Annotated in this window: 15 protein-coding genes and 1 riboswitch; of the genes, 3 read left to right on the top strand and 12 right to left on the bottom strand. The window is 72.7% G+C overall.

Going from position 1 to position 17,266, the window contains the following annotated elements:
- Nucleotides 1-178 precede the first annotated feature (178 nt).
- Together ACFWUQ_RS28080 and ACFWUQ_RS28075 are read right to left on the bottom strand one after the other, a co-directional pair.
- Nucleotides 179-631 (bottom strand): SPW repeat protein, encoded by a 453-nt coding sequence (locus ACFWUQ_RS28080; RefSeq protein ID WP_384543574.1) that lies wholly within the window; start codon nucleotides 629-631, stop codon nucleotides 179-181.
- A gap of 73 nt (nucleotides 632-704) precedes the next feature.
- Nucleotides 705-2,117, bottom strand: coding sequence for a peptidase C39 family protein (locus ACFWUQ_RS28075; RefSeq protein WP_384543572.1), 1,413 nt, complete (start codon nucleotides 2,115-2,117; stop codon nucleotides 705-707).
- A 124-nt stretch (nucleotides 2,118-2,241) separates the two neighbouring features.
- Between ACFWUQ_RS28075 and ACFWUQ_RS28070 the strand changes: the two genes are divergently transcribed.
- Both ACFWUQ_RS28070 and ACFWUQ_RS28065 read left to right on the top strand, forming a co-directional pair.
- On the top strand, nucleotides 2,242-2,877 hold the full coding sequence (locus ACFWUQ_RS28070; protein WP_384543570.1) for a uridine kinase: 636 nt from the start codon (nucleotides 2,242-2,244) through the stop codon (nucleotides 2,875-2,877).
- 378 nt (nucleotides 2,878-3,255) lie between these two features.
- A complete protein-coding gene (locus ACFWUQ_RS28065) occupies nucleotides 3,256-5,175 on the top strand; it encodes an AAA family ATPase (RefSeq protein ID WP_384543576.1) in 1,920 nt (639 codons plus the stop codon).
- Between the two features lie 36 nt (nucleotides 5,176-5,211).
- On the opposite strand, the gene ACFWUQ_RS28060 is transcribed toward ACFWUQ_RS28065, so the two are convergent.
- The 10 genes from ACFWUQ_RS28060 to ribD form a co-directional block, all read right to left on the bottom strand.
- Complete coding sequence (locus tag ACFWUQ_RS28060) at nucleotides 5,212-6,291, bottom strand: hemolysin family protein (RefSeq protein WP_384543568.1); 1,080 nt, start codon at nucleotides 6,289-6,291, stop codon at nucleotides 5,212-5,214.
- A complete protein-coding gene (locus tag ACFWUQ_RS28055; protein WP_384543566.1) occupies nucleotides 6,288-7,718 on the bottom strand; it encodes a hemolysin family protein in 1,431 nt (476 codons plus the stop codon). The genes ACFWUQ_RS28060 and ACFWUQ_RS28055 overlap by 4 nt, the downstream gene beginning before the upstream one ends.
- 236 nt (nucleotides 7,719-7,954) lie before the next feature.
- Nucleotides 7,955-8,419, bottom strand: coding sequence for a PH domain-containing protein (locus tag ACFWUQ_RS28050; RefSeq protein ID WP_384543564.1), 465 nt, complete (start codon nucleotides 8,417-8,419; stop codon nucleotides 7,955-7,957).
- 35 nt (nucleotides 8,420-8,454) lie between these two features.
- Complete coding sequence (hisG, locus tag ACFWUQ_RS28045; protein ID WP_384543562.1) at nucleotides 8,455-9,303, bottom strand: ATP phosphoribosyltransferase; 849 nt, start codon at nucleotides 9,301-9,303, stop codon at nucleotides 8,455-8,457.
- Between the two features lie 99 nt (nucleotides 9,304-9,402).
- Nucleotides 9,403-9,684, bottom strand: a complete 282-nt coding sequence (locus tag ACFWUQ_RS28040) for a phosphoribosyl-ATP diphosphatase (RefSeq protein WP_243334490.1) — start codon at nucleotides 9,682-9,684, stop codon at nucleotides 9,403-9,405.
- Nucleotides 9,685-9,719: 35 nt separating this feature from the next.
- A complete protein-coding gene (gene ribH, locus ACFWUQ_RS28035) occupies nucleotides 9,720-10,205 on the bottom strand; it encodes a 6,7-dimethyl-8-ribityllumazine synthase (RefSeq protein ID WP_384543560.1) in 486 nt (161 codons plus the stop codon).
- Nucleotides 10,206-10,311: 106 nt separating this feature from the next.
- Nucleotides 10,312-11,628 (bottom strand): bifunctional 3,4-dihydroxy-2-butanone-4-phosphate synthase/GTP cyclohydrolase II, encoded by a 1,317-nt coding sequence (locus ACFWUQ_RS28030; RefSeq protein ID WP_384543558.1) that lies wholly within the window; start codon nucleotides 11,626-11,628, stop codon nucleotides 10,312-10,314.
- Complete coding sequence (locus ACFWUQ_RS28025) at nucleotides 11,625-12,278, bottom strand: nicotinamide riboside transporter PnuC (RefSeq protein ID WP_384543556.1); 654 nt, start codon at nucleotides 12,276-12,278, stop codon at nucleotides 11,625-11,627. Before ACFWUQ_RS28025 ends, ACFWUQ_RS28030 begins: the two co-directional genes overlap by 4 nt.
- Nucleotides 12,275-12,898, bottom strand: a complete 624-nt coding sequence (locus ACFWUQ_RS28020) for a riboflavin synthase (protein WP_384543554.1) — start codon at nucleotides 12,896-12,898, stop codon at nucleotides 12,275-12,277. The genes ACFWUQ_RS28025 and ACFWUQ_RS28020 overlap by 4 nt, the downstream gene beginning before the upstream one ends.
- The gene (gene ribD / locus ACFWUQ_RS28015; RefSeq protein WP_384543552.1) at nucleotides 12,899-14,053 is read right to left on the bottom strand and encodes a bifunctional diaminohydroxyphosphoribosylaminopyrimidine deaminase/5-amino-6-(5-phosphoribosylamino)uracil reductase RibD; all 1,155 of its coding nucleotides are present in this window, start codon (nucleotides 14,051-14,053) and stop codon (nucleotides 12,899-12,901) included.
- A 149-nt stretch (nucleotides 14,054-14,202) separates the two neighbouring features.
- Nucleotides 14,203-14,333: riboswitch (FMN riboswitch) on the bottom strand.
- A 507-nt stretch (nucleotides 14,334-14,840) separates the two neighbouring features.
- Between ribD and ACFWUQ_RS28010 the strand changes: the two genes are divergently transcribed.
- Nucleotides 14,841-17,219, top strand: a complete 2,379-nt coding sequence (locus tag ACFWUQ_RS28010) for a chitinase C-terminal domain-containing protein (protein ID WP_384543550.1) — start codon at nucleotides 14,841-14,843, stop codon at nucleotides 17,217-17,219.
- The last annotated feature ends 47 nt before the right edge of the window (nucleotides 17,220-17,266 follow it).

Below are 17,266 nucleotides of genomic sequence, written 5' to 3'. Positions count from 1 at the left end.
CGCGGCCTTCGCGGTGGCGACGTTGCTCACGCGTGGGGCGCGTCACCCGCCGCCGCGAACCCCGGCCGCCGTGCGGCTGGGCCCCGTAGCGCACGCGTCGGGGCCCCGTACCGCACGCGGCCGGGCTCCGACCCGGATGCGGGTCGGAGCCCGGCCGCGGGGCCGTGCGCGGTGCCGGTCAGACCCGGCTCTCGCGGCCGCGGGCGCGGGAGTCTCGGTTGCGGCCGGCCATCGCCGCCATGGCGAGGCCGAGGCAGAGGGCCACGATGCCGGTGATCACATTGCTGACCACCGTGCGGGTCGTGTCCATCTCCCCCGCGATGACCCACGGGGCGACGATCGTCCACGCGCCGAGTGCGACCGCCGTCCAGGCCATCGCGTGGGTGCGCTCGTATGCGGAACCGAAACCGCCCATGCACAGGCAGAAGGCCAGTCCGGCGATGAGGTTGTTGATCGCCAGCGGGGTCAGCGTGCTGAACCCGGCGATCCACGGCGAGGCTGCCAGGTACAGGCCCGTGATCAGGGCCAGCGCCTCCACGGTCTGCGCGGCGGGCGTGCTGGTCACCCGCTCGAACCGAGTGCGCATCTCGGCGAGGTCGGGGTGGTGCTCGATGCTCGGATGGGTGGTCATGGCGGGCTGCCTCCTATGCGAAGCCTTTATATGCCCTTTACCCCAATAAATTGCGATTATCCGGGCAATCCGGTCAACCGGAATCCCCGAGGATCCCCACCCGCGTCAGCGCCTCGACCCGCGCGGCCCCCGGTCGGGCCGGGGCGTAGACGTAGCAGATGCCGCCCGTGCCGGAGACGACCTTCCCGGTGGCGTTGTGGCGCCTGGTGCGCAGCCAGGTGTTCTCGAACTCGCTCCTGCGGTAGACCCGGCGGACGGAGGCGTTGTCGGGCGAGTGGGGATCGTTGGCGACCACGTCGCCGGCGGCGGTGAAGCCGATCACGGTCATCAGGTGGCCGGCCGTGCCGTAGCCCGCGCCCGTGAGCTCCTCGGGCCGGAAGGACAGGGAGGTGATGACCGGGATGCCGGCCCGGATCAGGGTCTCCACCTCGGTGAGGGAGCCGAGGCGGGTGACGACGCCGGCGAACTGCCGGTAGGTGGCGGCGTAGGCGGCGTTGAACGGCCAGTTCCCGCAGCCGCGGTAGGCCGCGTCGTAGGTCGAGCGGGCGGCGTGGCAGATCTGCGGGTCCGTGTAGTCGCGGTCGACCCAGGCCACGGCGCCGGGGGTGGCCTTCCGGCCCCAGAATTCGATGACCATCTGCGAGGAGGTGGGGCTGCACCAGGCCTCGCCGCCGTTGTCGTACTCGGGGTACCGCCCGGCGTGGACCTCCTGCGAGTAGCGCGGGACGGCCAGCTCCAGGGCCGTGCCGGAGGGGGTGGAGGCGGGGACGGTGAACCGGTCCGGGACGTCGGAGGCCATGGCCCCGGCCAGCCACACCGTGGGGCCCCGCCGGGCGCCCGGCTTGCGGTGGAGGGTCAGCCGCAGCTGCCAGGCGGCGAGGCGGACCCCGCTCGCGGGGGCGTCGACGGCGAGGGTGTCGGTCCAGACCGTGGAGCGGCGGTCGGTCTGGCCGTCCACGGAGGTGCGGCGGATGTCCCCGTCGCCGGAGGCCCAGCGGCCCATGACGTACCAGGGGCTGGTGCTCCCGTCCGCGTAGGTGCCGCACAGCTCGATCTGGATCCAGGTACCGGCGGGCGTGCGGGCGTTCCAGGAGGCGACGACCTCGGTGGCCGGCACCGCGGAGGTGTGCACCGGGGAGGTCCAGGTGGCGTACTCCCAGGTGCCCCTGCGCCCGGTGTGCGGGTCGGTGTACTCGGCCCGGCCGGCCGGGGCGCCGATCTCCAGGCCGGGGCGGATCCCCCCGGCGGCGGTGGTGCCCCGGTGGCTGCCGGCCAGCCAGTGCGCGTACGAGAACCAGAACCGGTTGTCCACGGTGCGCCCGGTGGCGCGCGGGGCGGGCGCGCCGGGTGCGCCCGGCAGGGCGGCCGGCGGGGCGGCCGGCGGGGCCGCCGCGGCCCGGCCCCCCGGGACGGTGGCGGCGGTGGCCGCCGTGGCGGCCGCGAGCGCGGCGACGAGTACGGCCCTGCGCGGCGTGGGTGCGGTCATCGCGGGGTTCCCCCAGGGTGGGTCGGTGCTTCGGTGGCCTCACCCTTCCAGTTCCCGGGAGCCCGGGGGCGAAGCCGGACGCCCGTGTCGGGGTGGACGACCGGTCCGGTCGTAAGGTGGCGGCGTGGAGTCACACCCGTCACTTGAGTCACTTGCGCAGGAGCTCGCAGCACTGCCTCCCTCGCTCGGCCCGGTCCGGCTGATCGGTGTGGACGGGCATGCCGGCTCGGGGAAGAGCACCTTCGCGGAGCGGCTCGCCGAAGCACTGGGGGGTGCGCCCGTCCTGCACCTGGACGACGTGGCGACCCACGAGGAGCTGTTCGGCTGGGTGGAGCGGCTACGGGCCCAGGTGCTGGAGCCGCTCTCCGCGGGGCGGCCCGCGCACTGGGTCCCGTACGACTGGGTGGCGCGCCGCTCCGGACCGCGGCGGGTGCTGGAGCCGGCCCCGGTGGTCCTCGTGGAGGGGGTGGGCGCGGGCCGCCGGGCGCTGCGCCCGTCACTGGCGCGGCTCCTGTGGATGGATACGCCGCGCGCCACGTCCTGGGGGCGCGGGCGAAACCGGGACGGGCGTGAACTTTCCGACTTCTGGGACGGATGGGAGCGCGCGGAGCGCGCGCACTTCTCCGACGACCCTTCGCGCCCCTACGCCGACACGTTGGTACGCCAGAGCGGTACGGGATACGAGTGGACTTCCGGGGCTGCTGCGACGGCGACGGAGCCGCCGTTGGTCACCGAGGGTCACGACCTCCCCCGGGCCTGAGCGGCCCGGCCCAGCCGCTCCGGCGGGCCTCCACCGACCCGCTTGACCAGGGCCCCGCACCGGCCGTACGTTCTGGATGCGCGGTCTTTACGGGCTGCCGCGGACACGAAGCCCCCGATCGTTCCCCCGTGATCGGGGGCTTCGTTCTGCCTCCGTGCGCCGGGCTCCCGGCGCCGAGGAGGGCGAGACCCCGCCTGCCCTTCACCCTGAGTCACCGGACGGCCGGGAAGCTCGCGCCCGAACCCGCCCCGTCGCACCCTACGTAAGGTGCGTGACCGCAGGTACGATGCAGCCCTGATTTCATCGGCGCAGTGGGCAACTCGCGTGCATCGCGCGGGGGTTGCCGCGCACCACGGGGGCACGCTTGTGGGGGACGTGATGGATTTCGCCGCGCCGGGCAGCACGCACGCCCCGGCCGAACTCGCCTGGCTGCGCGGGGTCGACGCCTGCACCATGGGCGCCTATCCGCAGGCCGAGGAGGAGTTCCGCACCGCCGTGGAGCTCGATCCGGCGATGGCCGACGCCTGGCTCGGCCTGCACGCCCTGCGGGTCGACACCACCAACGCGTTACTTCGCATGTACGCGCACCGGGACCGCTTCGGCGAGCAGCGGGCCAGGCACCGGCGGACGCTGAACTCCTGGTACTGGCTGGGCTGGTGGGTCCAGCCGGTGCTGGAGAACCGGCGGGACCTGCTGCTGGCGCACGCCTCGCACTGGCTGGACGGGCGGCACGTGCCCGAGCTGGACCAGGCCCTCGCGGCGCTGCCACCCGTGGACGCCGATCAGCAGGTGCGGTTCCTGCACGCCTGCCGGGCGTACCTGGTCAAGGACTGGGAGCAGCTGGTCCGGCACACCGAACCGCTGGTCGACGATCCGCTGCTGGGCATCGAGGCCGGCCTGTTCGGCGGGATGGCGCGGGTCCGGCTGGAGATGTACGGGCAGGCGGAGCCGATGCTGTCGGCGGCGCTGATGCGGTGCCGCAGCGAGCAGCCGCAGCGCAAGGAGCTGCGGTACTGGCTTGCGCGGGCGCACGAGGGGACCGGACGCAGTGCGGCGGCGCTGCCGCTGTACCGGGCGGTGCACCGGGTGGACCCGTCGTTCATGGACACCGCGGCCCGGCTGACGGCCATCGAGGACAGTGACGACTCCGACGGCATGGCCGGCCTGGCGGGTCTGGCGGGGTACTCCGGCTACGCGGGCTTCGCCGGGCACGCGCCGGCGCCGGCCGGCGGGGACTTCGCGGCCGTGGTGCTGGGCGGCGGGCCCGTGCAGGACATCGCGGCGGACGGGCAGGCGGAGGCCGATCCGCTGGTCCCGCCGGCGCCGCCCGGGAGCCGCGGGGAGGGCGTACGGCGCAAGGCGGCCGTCCCCCCGCAGGGTGCGCCGCCGGGGCTGCCGGCCGGGCCCGCCGATCCGGCGGCCCTGGCCGAGGCCTTGGCGGAGCTGGAGCGGATGGTGGGCCTGGAACCGGTCAAGCGGCAGGTCAAGGCGCTCTCCGCGCAGCTGCACATGGCGCGGCTGCGGGCCGGCCAGGGACTGCCGGTGCAGCCTCCGAAGCGTCACTTCGTGTTCTCGGGGCCGTCCGGAACGGGCAAGACGACGGTGGCCCGGATCCTGGGCCGGGTCTTCTACGCGCTGGGCCTGCTGGGCGGCGACCACCTGGTGGAGGCGCAACGTGCCGACCTGGTCGGCGAGTTCCTCGGGCAGACCGCCGTCAAGGCGAACGAGCTGATCGATTCGGCGATCGGCGGGGTGCTGTTCGTGGACGAGGCGTACAGCCTCTCCAACTCGGGTTACAGCAAGGGCGACGCGTACGGGGACGAGGCCCTCCAGGTGCTGCTCAAGCGGGCCGAGGACAACCGGGACCACCTCGTGGTGATCCTGGCGGGCTATCCGGCCGGGATGGACCGGCTGCTCGCCGCGAATCCGGGGCTGTCCTCGCGCTTCACCACCCGGGTCGACTTCCCGAGCTACCGGCCGCTGGAGCTGACCGCGATCGGCGGGGTGCTCGCGGACGCCAACGGGGACCGCTGGGACGAGGAGGCGCTGGAGGAGCTGCGCAGCATCAGCGGGCACGTGGTGGAGCAGGGCTGGATCGACGAGCTGGGCAACGGCCGCTTCCTGCGCACCCTGTACGAGAAGAGCTGCGCGTACCGGGACCTGCGGCTGGCGGGCTTCCCGGGCGACCCGTCGCGGGACGACCTGTCGACCCTGCGGCTGGCGGACCTGATGCAGGCGTACGGAGAGGTCCTGTCGGGGCGGGGCCCCCAGGACCGCCCCGAACCGCCGCCGCTGTGAGGCGCGGGGCGGCCCGGGTGCAGGCCGGGGGGCTCGTCAGCCGGTCAGGGCGCCCTGCTCGCGGCTCTCGGCCCGGCGGGCCGGTGGAGCGGCGCGGTGCGCGGGGTCGCGTACCTCGCCGACGAGCATCTCCAGCACGTCCTCCATGGCGACGAGGCCCAGCACGCGGCCGGACGGGTCGGCGACCTGGGCCAGGTGGGTGGCGTCCCGCCGCATGACGCCGAGGGCGTCGTCCAGCGGCAGTGTGGAGCACACCGTGGTCATCCGCCGCCACACCCGCTGGGGCACGGCCCGTTCCCGGTCCTCCAGGTCCAGTACGTCCTTGACGTGCAGGTAGCCCATGAAGGCGCCGGTGACGGAGCGGACGGGGAACCGCGAGTAGCCGGTGCGCACGGTCAGCTGCTCGATCTGCCGCGGGGTGACCGAGGGTCCGACGGTGACGAGTCGGTCCCGGGCCAGGAGGACGTCGGTGACCGGCCGACTGCCCAGTTCGAGGGCGTCCTCCAGGCGCTCCTGCTCGCCGGGCTCCAGGAGTCCGGCGAGGCGGGAGTCCTCGACGAGCCGGCCGAGCTGGGCGCTGGTGAAGACGGCCTCGACCTCGTCCTTGGGCTCGACCTTGAAGAGCCGCAGGACGAGCGCGGCGCAGGCGCCGAGCGCGGCGGTGACCGGCCCGCACACGCGGGCGAAGGCGACCAGGCCCGGACTGAACCACAGCGCGGTCCGCTCGGGGGCGGCCATGGCGAGGTTCTTGGGGACCATCTCGCCGATGACCAGGTGGAGGAAGACCACGGCCGTGAGGGCGATGGCGTACCCGAGGGGGTGGATCAGGCCCTGCGGGACGTGCAGGGCGTGGAAGGCGGGCTCCAGCAGCCGGGCGACGGTCGGTTCGGCGACCGCACCGAGGGTGAGGGAGCACATGGTGATGCCGAACTGGGCGGCGGCCATCATCCGGGGCAGGTTCTCCAGGCCGTGGAGCACCTGGCGGGCCCGCTTGGAGTCGGCCGCGAGCGGCTCGATCTGGCTGCGCCGTACGGAGACGAGGGCGAACTCGGCGCCCACGAAGAAGCCGTTGGCCAGGACCAGGAGCAGCGCGAAGACGAGCTGGAGGGCGTTCACCGGCCCGCCACCTCCAGCGCGGCCCCGGCCCCGGCGCCGACTCCGGCTCCGGCCCCGACGAAGTCCGCGGCGTCGGCCGGGTGCCCGGCGCCGCCCCGGGCTCCGGGGGTGGCGGCCGCGGCCGTGCGCACCAACCGGACCCGTTCGGCGCGGTAGCGGCCGACCCGGCGGACGGACAGCTTCCAGCCGGGGAGCTCCGCGCGGTCCCCGGGGACGGGGATGCGGCCCAGCAGGTCGGCGACGAGGCCGGCGACGGTCTCGTAGGGGCCCTCGGGGACCTCCAGGCCTATCCGGCGCAGGGTCAGGACCCGGCAGCTGCCGTCGGCTTCCCAGGAGGGGCGGCCGTCCTCCGCGGGCACGGGGGTGAGCTCGGGACGGGCGTCCTCCGCGAGGTCGTGCTCGTCGCGCACCTCCCCGACGAGTTCCTCCACGATGTCCTCCAGGGTGACCACGCCCGCGGTGCCGCCGTACTCGTCGACGACCACGGCCATGGGCTGCTCACTGCGCAGCCGCTCCAGCAGGGGCTGCACCGGCAGCGAGCCGGGCACCCGCAGCGGGGCGACGCAGATCCGGCCCACGGCGGTGCGGGCGCGTTCGGACTCGGGCACGGCGAGGGCGTCCTTGAGGTGGACCACACCGGTGATGTCGTCGATGCGCTCGCGGTAGACCGGGAACCGCGACAGCCCGGTGGCGCGGGTCAGGTTCAGCACGTCGGCCGCGGTGGCCGTGTGCTGCAGGGCGCTGACCCGCACCCGGGGGGTCATGACGTGCTGGGCCGTGAGCCCGCCCAGCGAGAGGGTGCGTACGAAGAGGTCGGCGGTGTCCTGTTCGAGGGCTCCGGCGCGGGCCGAGTGGCGGACCAGGGAGACCAGTTCGCCGGGCGTACGGGCGGAGGCCATCTCCTCGGTGGGCTCCACGCCGAGCGCCCGCACCAGCCGGTTGGCGACGGCGTTGAGGCCGGCGATGACCGGCCGGAAGGCGCGGGAGAAGGCGTGCTGGGGGCCTGCGACGAAGCGGGCCACCTGGAGCGGCCGGGAGACCGCCCAGTTCTTCGGCACGAGCTCGCCGACGACCATCTGGACGGCGGAGGCGAGCAGCATGCCGATGACGACGGCGACGCCGGAGACGGCTCCTGGGGGGAGGCCGGTCGCGGCGAGCGGCCCGGCCAGCAGGGCGGCGAGGGCGGGCTCGGCGAGCATGCCGACCACGAGGGAGGTGAGGGTGATGCCGAGTTGGGTGCCGGAGAGCTGGAAGGACAGCTCCCGCAGGGCCTTGACGACCGTCAGGGCACGGCGGTCCCCGTCGGCTGCGGCGCGTTCGGCCTCGGGTCTCTCGACGGTGACCAGGCCGAACTCGGCCGCCACGAAGAATCCGTTGGCGAGGACGAGTACGAAGGCCGCCGCGAGCAGAAGGAGCGGGATGGTCATGCCGCCTCCTCCGGGGGGAGGGCGGCGCGGGTATTGCCGGACGATCCGTCCATTGCTGGAGGGAGTCACTCCTCAAGTCGCAGGGTTCCCACGGATCCCGGGGGTCCCGGGGCCGACGGGAGGGGCGCACGGCTGCGCCCCGCCCACCAGGGTAGTCATTGGGATCGCCGCCGCAATGGGACGCAGCGGCGAGGCGCGGTGTGCTCAGTGGGCGTTCGCGCCGAGGGGTGGGGTGCTCAGTGGTCGTTCGCGCCGAGGCCGCGGGTCTCGACGAGGGCGCGCAGGGCGCGGGCGTCGCGGATGGCCTGCTGCTTGGCGACGCCGGGCTGGATGCCGAGGGCGGGCAGGCTGGTGCCGTCGCTGAGGTCGAGGAAGACCCACGGGTCGCCGGGGCGGAGATTGACGCGCAGGATCTGCGCCCATTCCAGACGGCGGGTGGTGGTCAGGTTCACGACGGTGACGCCGGCCTCGTCGGCGACCACCTTGGGGCGGCTGAGCAGGACCAGTACGGAGCTCAGCAGCACGGCGGTGAACACGAAGCTGATGCGCTCGCCGGGGGCGAGGCGCTCCAGCATGACCGCGATGGCGGTGATGGTGAGGAACATGGCGAGCCCGACGCCCAGCAGGACGGCCCGGGTGCGGGTCGGCCGGAAGGTGACCGGCAGGGCGGGCGGTGCGGGCGGGGCGGCGGGCTCGGCCATGGTGGTTCAGTTGCCTTCTGGGGTTGGCGTGGCGATCAGAGACGGCAGGCGTGGATCGAGGTGGTGAGGATCGCGCGCGCGCCGAGCTCGTACAGGTCGTCCATGATCCGCTGGGCCTCCTTGGCGGGGACCATGGCCCGGACCGCGACCCAGCCCTCGTTGTGCAGCGGGGAGATGGTGGGCGACTCCAGGCCGGGGGTGAGGGCGACGGCCCGCTCCAGGTGCTCGGCGCGGCAGTCGTAGTCCATCATCACGTAGCTGCGGGCCACCAGGACACCCTGCAGGCGGCGCAGGAACTGCTGGGTCTGCGGGTTCTCGGCATCGGCGCCGTTGCGGCGGATGACGACGGCCTCGGACTTGAGGATCGGCTCGCCGATGACCTCCAGGCCGGCGTTGCGCAGGCTGGTGCCGGTCTCGACCACGTCGGCGATGATCTGGGCGACGCCGAGCTGGATCGCGGTCTCCACCGCGCCGTCGAGGTGGACGACGGAGGCGTCGATGCCCTGTTCGGCGAGGTGCTTGGCGACGATTCCCTCGTACGACGTCGCGATGGTCATCCCGTGGAAGTCCTCGGGGCCCTTCGCGGTGCCGGGGAGCGTCGCGTAGCGGAAGGTGGAGCGGCCGAAGTTCAGCGGAAGGATCTCCTCGGCGCTGGCGCCGGAGTCGAGCAGCAGGTCGCGTCCGGTGATGCCGATGTCGAGCTTGCCCGAGGAGACGTAGATCGCGATGTCCTTGGGGCGGAGGTAGAAGAACTCCACCTCGTTCTCGGGGTCGACGACCACGAGCTCCTTGGACTCCTTGCGCATCCGGTAGCCGGCCTCATGGAGCATCGCCGACGCCGGTCCGGAGAGTGAACCCTTGTTGGGGACGGCGATGCGCAGCATGGGGCTTCCTCGGGTGCGTAGGGGCGTACGTGCGTGGGTGCGAAAGGGGTGCCGCGGGCGGCCGGGGGTCCGGCCGGGCCCGCGGGGCGGCGCTGCGGCCTAGAGGTGCGCGTAGACGTCTTCGAGGGTGATCCCGCGCGCGACCATCATCACCTGGACGTGGTAGAGCAGCTGGGAGATCTCCTCGGCGGCGGCTTCCTTGCCCTCGTACTCGGCGGCCATCCAGACCTCGGCGGCCTCCTCGACGACCTTCTTGCCGATGGCATGGACGCCCTTGCCCACGAGCTCGGCGGTACGGGAGGTGCTGGGGTCGCCGTTGGCGGCCTTGAGCTGGAGCTCCGTGAAGAGCTCTTCAAAGCTCTTGGGGGGTTTGTTCGCCATGATGGTCCTCAGAATACGGGGTCCCGGGCTGCCACTCAGCGCCAGGGTTCGCTGACCGTCCGCAGGGTCATGGCCGTGGAGACGGCGGCGGTGACCGCTTCGTGCCCCTTGTCCTCGTTCGACCCTTCGAGCCCGGCGCGGTCCAGCGCCTGCTCGTCGTTGTCGCAGGTCAGGACGCCGAAGCCGATGGGGACTCCGGTGTCGATCGACACCTGGACCAGGCCCTGGGTGACGCCCTGGCAGACGTAGTCGAAGTGCGGGGTGCCGCCGCGGATGACCACGCCGAGGGCGACGACGGCATCGTAGCCGCGACCGGCCAGTACCTTCGCCACGACGGGGAGCTCGAAGCTGCCCGGGACGCGGAGCAGGGTGGGCTCGTCGATGCCCAGTTCGTGCAGGGCCCGCAGGGCGCCGTCGACCAATCCGTCCATGACCTTCTCGTGCCACTGGGCCGCGATGACGGCGACGCGCAGGTCTCCGCAGTTCTTCACGCTCAGTTCGGGTGCGCCCTTGCCGCTCACAGCTCTGCTCCTCGGTGGTTCGTGGTGGTGCGGGTGGGTGGGTGTGGTGCGGTGTGTCGTCGTGCGGTGTGTCGCCGGTGCGGTGTCCGGAGGGCGGGGGTGCCCGCTACTGGTTGCCGCAGGCGGAGGTGGTCACGGGCCCGTCCAGCCAGGGGAGGTCGTGGCCCATCCGGTCGCGCTTGGTGCGCAGGTAGCGCAGATTGTGCTCCCCCGCCTCGACGGGCATCGGCTCCCGGCCGGAGACGGCGATGCCGTGGCGGACGAGCGCGGCGGACTTGTCGGGGTTGTTGGTCAGCAGCCGTACCCGGCGGACGCCGAGGTCGGCGAGGATCTGCGCGCCGGCCCCGTAGTCGCGGGCGTCGGCGGGCAGGCCCAGCTCCAGGTTGGCGTCGAGGGTGTCGCGGCCGCGTTCCTGGAGCTCGTACGCGCGCATCTTGGACAGGAGTCCGATGCCGCGGCCCTCGTGGCCGCGCAGGTAGACGACGACGCCGGCGCCCTCGGCCCTGATGCGCTCCATGGAGGCGTGCAGCTGGGGGCCGCAGTCGCAGCGCAGCGAGTGGAAGATGTCGCCGGTGAGGCACTCCGAGTGCATGCGGACCAGGATGCCGCCGTCGGCCGACGCCTGCGTGTCGCCGCCGTCGCCGATGTCGCCGTGGACGAGGGCGATGTGCTCGACGCCGTCGACGGTGGAGCGGTAGCCGTACGCGGTGAACTCGCCGAAGGCGGTCGGCAGGCTGACCTCGGCCTCGCGGCGCACGGTCGGCTCGCTGGAGCGGCGGTAGGCGATCAGGTCCTCGATGGAGATGATCGTCAGGCCGTGCTTGCGGGCGAAGGGGATCAGCTCGGGCAGGCGCAGCATGACGCCGTCCTCGCCCGCGATCTCCACGATGGCACCTGCGGGGCGCAGGCCGGCCAGGCGGGCGAGGTCGACTGCGGCCTCGGTGTGGCCGTTGCGGACCAGGACGCCGCCTGGCTTGGCGCGCAGCGGGAAGACGTGGCCGGGGCGGACGAAGTCCTCGGGGCCGGACACCCCGTCCGCGAGCATCCGCAGGGTGGTGGCGCGGTCGGCGGCCGAGATGCCGGTGGTGACGCCGTGGGCGGCGCTCGCGTCGACGGAGACGGTGAAGGCGGTCTGCATCGACTCGGTGTTGTGCTGGACCATCTGGGGGAGTTCGAGCCGCTCCAGCTCGGGGCCCTCCAGCGGCGCGCAGATCAGGCCCCGGCACTCGCTCATCATGAACGCGATGATCTCGGGGGTGGCCTTCTCGGCGGCGATGACGAGGTCTCCCTCGTTCTCGCGGTCCTCGTCGTCCACGACGACCACCGGCCGGCCGGCCGCGATGTCGCGGATGGCCTGCTCCACGGGGTCGAGCAGGAAGGTCTCTTCGAGGTCGGCGTCGGGCACGGGCTTGAGGGTGGTCATGCCGTAGCTCCTTCCAGGGCCGGGGCGGGGGTGCTGCGCGAACGCTGGTACCAGTCGTAGGCGCCCCACAGGACGAGCGCGAAGTACACGACGTAGACGAGGCCGGAGAAGGCCAGTCCGCCGCTGAACGCGAGGGGGACGCCGACCAGGTCGACGAGGAGCCAGGCGAACCAGAACTCGACGAGGCCGCGGGCCTGGGCGACCATCGCGACGATCGTGCCGACGAAGATGTACGCGTCGGCCCACGGGCTCCACGACAGGTGCGGGAAGAGCGTGAACAGGCCGCCGACGGCGAGCGTGCCGAGCGCCGCCCCGGCGAGGAGCAGGGCCCGCTCCTTCCAGGTGGCGGTGCGCACGGCGATGGAGCCGTCCTGGGCCCGGCGCTTGCCGAGCTGCCAGGCGCGCCAGCCCCAGATCGCGACGCCGATGACGAGGAGCTGCTTGCCGACGCCCCCGGCGAGGTGGGCGGAGGCGTAGGCGGCGATGAGGATCAGGCCGGAGAGGAGCTGTGCGGGCCAGGTCCATATGGAGCGGCGCCAGCCGAGGGCGAGTGCGGCGAGGCCCATCAGGTTCCCGATCATGTCGGACCAGATGACCTTCTGGCCGACGACCGTGAAGGCCTCGGTGTTGAGCCAGGTCAGGGCGTTCACCGGCCGGCCTCCTCGGTGTGCGCCGGGTTCACTCCGGCGGCGAGCAGGCGCTCGACGTACTTGGCGAGGACGTCGACCTCCAGGTTGACGGGGTCGCCGGGCTGCTTGATGCCGAGGGTGGTCAGCGCGAGGGTGGTGGGGATGAGGCTGATGGTGAACCAGTCGGCGGCGGCCTCGACCACGGTGAGGCTGACGCCGTCGACCGTGATGGAGCCCTTCTCGACGACGTAGCGCGAGAGGTGCGGCGGGAGGGCGACCTTGACGAGTTCCCAGTGCTCGGAGGGGGTCCGGGAGAGGATCTCGCCGGTGCCGTCCACGTGTCCCTGGACGAGGTGCCCGCCGAGCCGGCCGCCGAGGGCCATCGGGCGCTCCAGGTTGACCCGGGAGCCCTCGGTCAGGGCGCCGAGGCTGGAGCGGTCGAGGGTCTCCTGCATGACGTCGGCGGTGAACTCGCCGTCGGCGGTCTCCACGACGGTCAGGCAGACGCCGTTGACGGCGATGGAGTCGCCGTGCTTGGCGTCCGCGGTGACGACGGGGCCGCGCAGGCGGAAGCGGGAGGCTTCCGCGAGCTGCTCGACCGCGGCGACCTCGCCCAGTTCTTCGACGATTCCGGTGAACACTCAGTGCTCCTTGGGGACGGTGGGGAGGGAGGTGGCGGCGGGTACGGCGGTGATGCGGATGTCCGTGCCGATGCGGACGCTCTCGGTGATGCGAAGGCGCAGCGCGTCGGTGAGGGTGGCGATGCCGGCGTCGGCGAGGGCGGCGGGGCCGGCGCCGAGCAGGACGGGGGCGAGGTAGCCGACGACCCGGTCGACGGCGCCGGCGGCGACGAAGGCGCCGGCCAGGGTCGGGCCGCCTTCGAGGAGGACGGAGCGGATGCCGCGTCCGTGCAGCTCGGCGAGCAGGGCGGGGACGGCGAGGCCGTTCCCGTCGTACGGGATCCGGGCCACGTCGACGCCGGCCAGGTGGCGGGTGGCCTCCTCGCCGGTGTCCTCGCCCACGACGATCAGGGTGGGGGCGGCCCCGTCCAGGACCCGGGCGCCGGGCCGGACGGTGGCGCGGGTGTCGAGGACGACGCGCAGGGGCTGCACGGCGCCCTCGACGCCGCGGACGGCGAGGTGCGGGTCGTCGGCGCGCAGGGTGCCGGAGCCGACGACGACGGCGTCGGCCTCGGCGCGCAGCCGGTGGACGTCGGCGCGGGACTCGGCGGAGCTGATCCAGCGGCTGGTGCCGTCCGCGGCGGCGATCCTGCCGTCGAGGGTGGCGGCGTACTTCCACAGCACGTACGGGCGGCCCAGCCGGACGGAGGTCAGCCAGGCCGCGTTGCCCTGCTCGGCCTCCTCCCGGAGGAGGCCGGCCCGGGTGTCCACGCCGGCGGCGCGCAGGGTGGCGGCGCCCCCGGCGGCCTGGGGGTTCGGGTCGGGCACCGCGTAGACCACACGGGTGATGCCGGCGTCGAGGAGGGCGCGGGAGCAGGGGCCCGTGCGACCGGTGTGGTCGCAGGGTTCGAGGGTGACGTAGGCGGTGGCGCCGCGGGCGGCGTCGCCCGCGGCGCGCAGGGCGTGGATTTCGGCGTGCGGACCGCCGGCCCGCTGGTGCCAGCCCTCGCCCACGACAGCGCCCGAGGCGTCGGTGATCACGCAGCCGACGACGGGGTTGGGGCTGGTGGAGCCGAGCCCGCGGGCGGCGAGCTCGACGGCTCGGCGCATGGCACGGGTGTCCGCGTCGGGTGCTGTCTGCGCGGCATGTGTCGCCACCGGGTCCTCCTGCCTCATCGGGCACGGACTCCGGGGCCTGTCGGGAAACGACAGATGAAGCGGTACAGCGCACGCGGGGACGCCGAGGCCGGAAAACGGTTCGCTGGGGCGGCATCGCGAGGATGCGCCGACGAACCGCCGACGGCGGCGTACCGGTGACTGGCCCGCCGCGCACTGCCTCCCATCCGGACTTTAACCGTCGGTCCAGGAATCTCACCTGGTCAACCGGCCGCTGGCTGCGGACGGGTCGCGGACTATAACCGCCGGTTCGGAATTACACCGACCCCGGAGTGCGCTGCTACTGGTACTGGAGCCAGTCTGCCACGGGTGATCGGCGGCCATGCGGGTGAGGATGTGTGGCCTGGCTCACAGGACGGGCCCCGGGCGGGGTCCCTACCGGTTCCGGGGCGGGGTCACACGGGCTGCGGGCGGGCGTCCGCACGGGCCCGGGGAGGCGGCCGTACGGGGCCGGGGAGGCGGCCGTACGGGGCCGGGGAGGCGGCCGCGCGGACGCCGCCGAGTGTTCCGCGGAGGCCCCGAGGAGTGACCCGCGGGAGGTCCGGGGCGACCACGCACTCCGCCGCGGGGTCCCGCGGGGCCGTTCGCGGCGGGCCCGGGGATCGCGCCGCACGGGTCGGAGGTTGGTCCAGACCTATTGACGGGTTGGTCTAGTCCTCTTAACGTTCCCTTCATCCTGCCAGGGAACAGCCCGTCAGATGTGCGCACGTCACGGGCCAACGAGAACCACCCGTACGCATGTTGTGTCCCGTTGTGTCCTGCCATCCTCCCCTCCCCAGGAGGCACCATGCTGTCCCCCACACGCACCAGAGCCATGCTCCTGGCATCCGGCGCCGCAATCGCCGGGCTGCTCGTGGGCGGGCTCTCGTCCGGCGTCTCCCACGCCGCCGACAACGAGAGCTGTCGCCCCGACGGGCTGTACAAGACCGCCGGCGTCGACGTGCCGTACTGCTCGGTCTACGACGCCGAGGGCCGCGAGAAGATGGGCGCCGACCACCAGCGCCGCGTCATCGGCTATTTCACCGGCTGGCGCACCGGCAAGAACGGCGAGCCGGCGTACCTGGCCAACAACATCCCGTGGTCGAAGATCACGCACATCAACTACGCCTTCGCGCACGTCGGCTCCGACAACAAGATCTCGGTCGGCGCGGACAACGCCAACAACGCGGCCACCGGGATGACCTGGCCGGGCGTGGCGGGTGCCGAGATGGACCCCGCGCTCCCCTACAAGGGCCACTTCAACCAGCTGACGAAGTTCAAGAAGCAGTACCCGAACGTCAAGACGCTCATCTCGGTGGGCGGTTGGGCCGAGACCGGCGGCTACTTCGGGGACGACGGCAACCGCGTCAACTCCGGCGGCTTCTACTCGATGGCCACCAACGCCGACGGCTCGGTCAACCACGCGGGCATCAACACCTTCGCGGACTCCTCCGTCGAGTTCATCCGCAAGTACGGCTTCAACGGCGTCGATGTCGACTACGAGTACCCGACCACCATGAAGGACGCGGGCAACCCGCTCGACTGGCAGCTGGCCAACGCCCGCCGCGCCGGCCTCGTCCAGGGCTACGACGCCCTCATGAAGAGCCTGCGCGAGAAGCTCGACCGGGCCGGCGCCGCCGACGGCAAGCACTACCTGCTCACCGTCGCCGCCCCCTCCTCCGGCTACCTGCTGCGGGGCATGGAGACGTTCCAGATGCAGAAGTACCTGGACTACGTCAACATCATGTCCTACGACCTGCACGGCGCCTGGAACGAGTACGTGGGCCCGAACGCCTCGCTCTTCGACGACGGCAAGGACGCCGAGCTGGCCGCCGCGAACGTCTACGGCAGCTCCCAGTACGGCGGCGTCGGCTACCTGAACACCGACTGGGCGTACCACTACTTCCGCGGCTCCATGCCGGCCGGCCGCATCAACATCGGCCTGCCGTACTACACCCGCGGCCACAAGAACGTGCAGGGCGGCACCGACGGCCTGTGGGGCAAGGCGTCCGCGACCACCTGCCCGGCCGGCGCCGGTCTGACCAAGTGCGGTGACGGCGCCGTCGGCATCGACAACCTGTGGCACGACAAGGACACCAACGGCGCCGAGTCGCCGGCCGGCTCCAACCCGATGTGGCACGCCAAGAACCTGGAGAAGGGGATCGTCGGCGACTACGTCACCAAGTACGGCTTCCCCGCGAACACGACGCTGACCGGAACCTACGCCCGCAAGTACGACTCGACCCTGGTCGCGCCGTGGCTGTGGAACGCGCAGAAGAAGGTCTTCCTGTCCACCGAGGACGAGCAGTCGGTGGCCGCCAAGGCGGACTACGTGGTCAACCGCGGCATCGGCGGCACGATGGTCTGGGAGATGGCCGGCGACTACTCCTGGAACGCCGCCAAGAACCAGTACGAGATGGGCGACACGCTCACCTCGCTGATGTACGACAAGTTCAAGGCCGCCTCGCCGTACGGCGCCAAGAAGTCCAACACCGCGCTGCCGGCCCAGGCCGTGGACGTGAAGGCGGAGTTCACCGAGTTCAAGCTGGGCGACTCCAACTACCCCCTCACCCCCAAGGTCAAGATCACCAACAACACCCGGGCGGCACTGCCGGGCGGTACCGAGTTCCAGTTCGACTACGCCACCTCCGCCCCGGGCAACGCCTCCGACCAGTCGGGATTCGGCACGAAGGTGATCAAGAGCGACCACACGGGCAGCAACGTGGGCGGCCTGAAGGGCGACTTCCACCGGGTCTCCCTGAAGCTCCCGGCCTGGCAGTCGCTGGCCCCGGGCGCCACGGTCGACCTGGCGTTCAACTACTACCTGCCGGTGTCCACGCCCTCCAACTGGACCGTGAACATCTCCGGCACGACGTACGCCCTCGCCGGCGAACTGGCCCGCGGCGTCACGGTGGTCCAGCCGGGCGGCGGCACGACGCCTCCGACCACGACGCCTCCGACCACCACTCCGCCGACGACCACACCCCCGACGACCACCCCGCCCACCACGACCCCGCCGACGGGCGGCGCCTGCGCCAACCCGGCGTACGTGGCGGGCCAGGTCTACAACAGCGGCGCCCTCGTCTCGCACAAGGGCCGCAACTGGAAGGCCCAGTGGTGGACGCAGAACGAGGAGCCCGGCACCACGGGCGAGTGGGGCGTCTGGAAGGACCAGGGCGCCTGCTGACCGTCCGCAGGTGAAGGACCGGGAGGACCCGGTGGCCCGGCGGCCAC

It is taken from the genome of Streptomyces sp. NPDC058662, from assembly GCF_042716255.1.
Classification (GTDB): Bacteria; Actinomycetota; Actinomycetes; order Streptomycetales; family Streptomycetaceae; genus Streptomyces.
This window is presented reverse-complemented; position numbering and strand designations above follow the sequence as displayed.

Coding starts and splice junctions, on each gene's coding strand:
- ACFWUQ_RS28075 (WP_384543572.1), bottom strand. CDS start 2,117: ATGACCGCACCCACGCCGCGCAGGGCCGTACTCGTCGCCGCGCTCGCG.
- ACFWUQ_RS28010 (WP_384543550.1), top strand. CDS start 14,841: ATGCTGTCCCCCACACGCACCAGAGCCATGCTCCTGGCATCCGGCGCC.
- hisG (WP_384543562.1), bottom strand. CDS start 9,303: ATGCTGCGCATCGCCGTCCCCAACAAGGGTTCACTCTCCGGACCGGCG.
- ACFWUQ_RS28080 (WP_384543574.1), bottom strand. CDS start 631: ATGACCACCCATCCGAGCATCGAGCACCACCCCGACCTCGCCGAGATG.
- ACFWUQ_RS28040 (WP_243334490.1), bottom strand. CDS start 9,684: ATGGCGAACAAACCCCCCAAGAGCTTTGAAGAGCTCTTCACGGAGCTC.
- ACFWUQ_RS28050 (WP_384543564.1), bottom strand. CDS start 8,419: ATGGCCGAGCCCGCCGCCCCGCCCGCACCGCCCGCCCTGCCGGTCACC.
- ACFWUQ_RS28055 (WP_384543566.1), bottom strand. CDS start 7,718: ATGACCATCCCGCTCCTTCTGCTCGCGGCGGCCTTCGTACTCGTCCTC.
- ACFWUQ_RS28065 (WP_384543576.1), top strand. CDS start 3,256: ATGGATTTCGCCGCGCCGGGCAGCACGCACGCCCCGGCCGAACTCGCC.
- ACFWUQ_RS28030 (WP_384543558.1), bottom strand. CDS start 11,628: ATGACCACCCTCAAGCCCGTGCCCGACGCCGACCTCGAAGAGACCTTC.
- ribD (WP_384543552.1), bottom strand. CDS start 14,053: ATGAGGCAGGAGGACCCGGTGGCGACACATGCCGCGCAGACAGCACCC.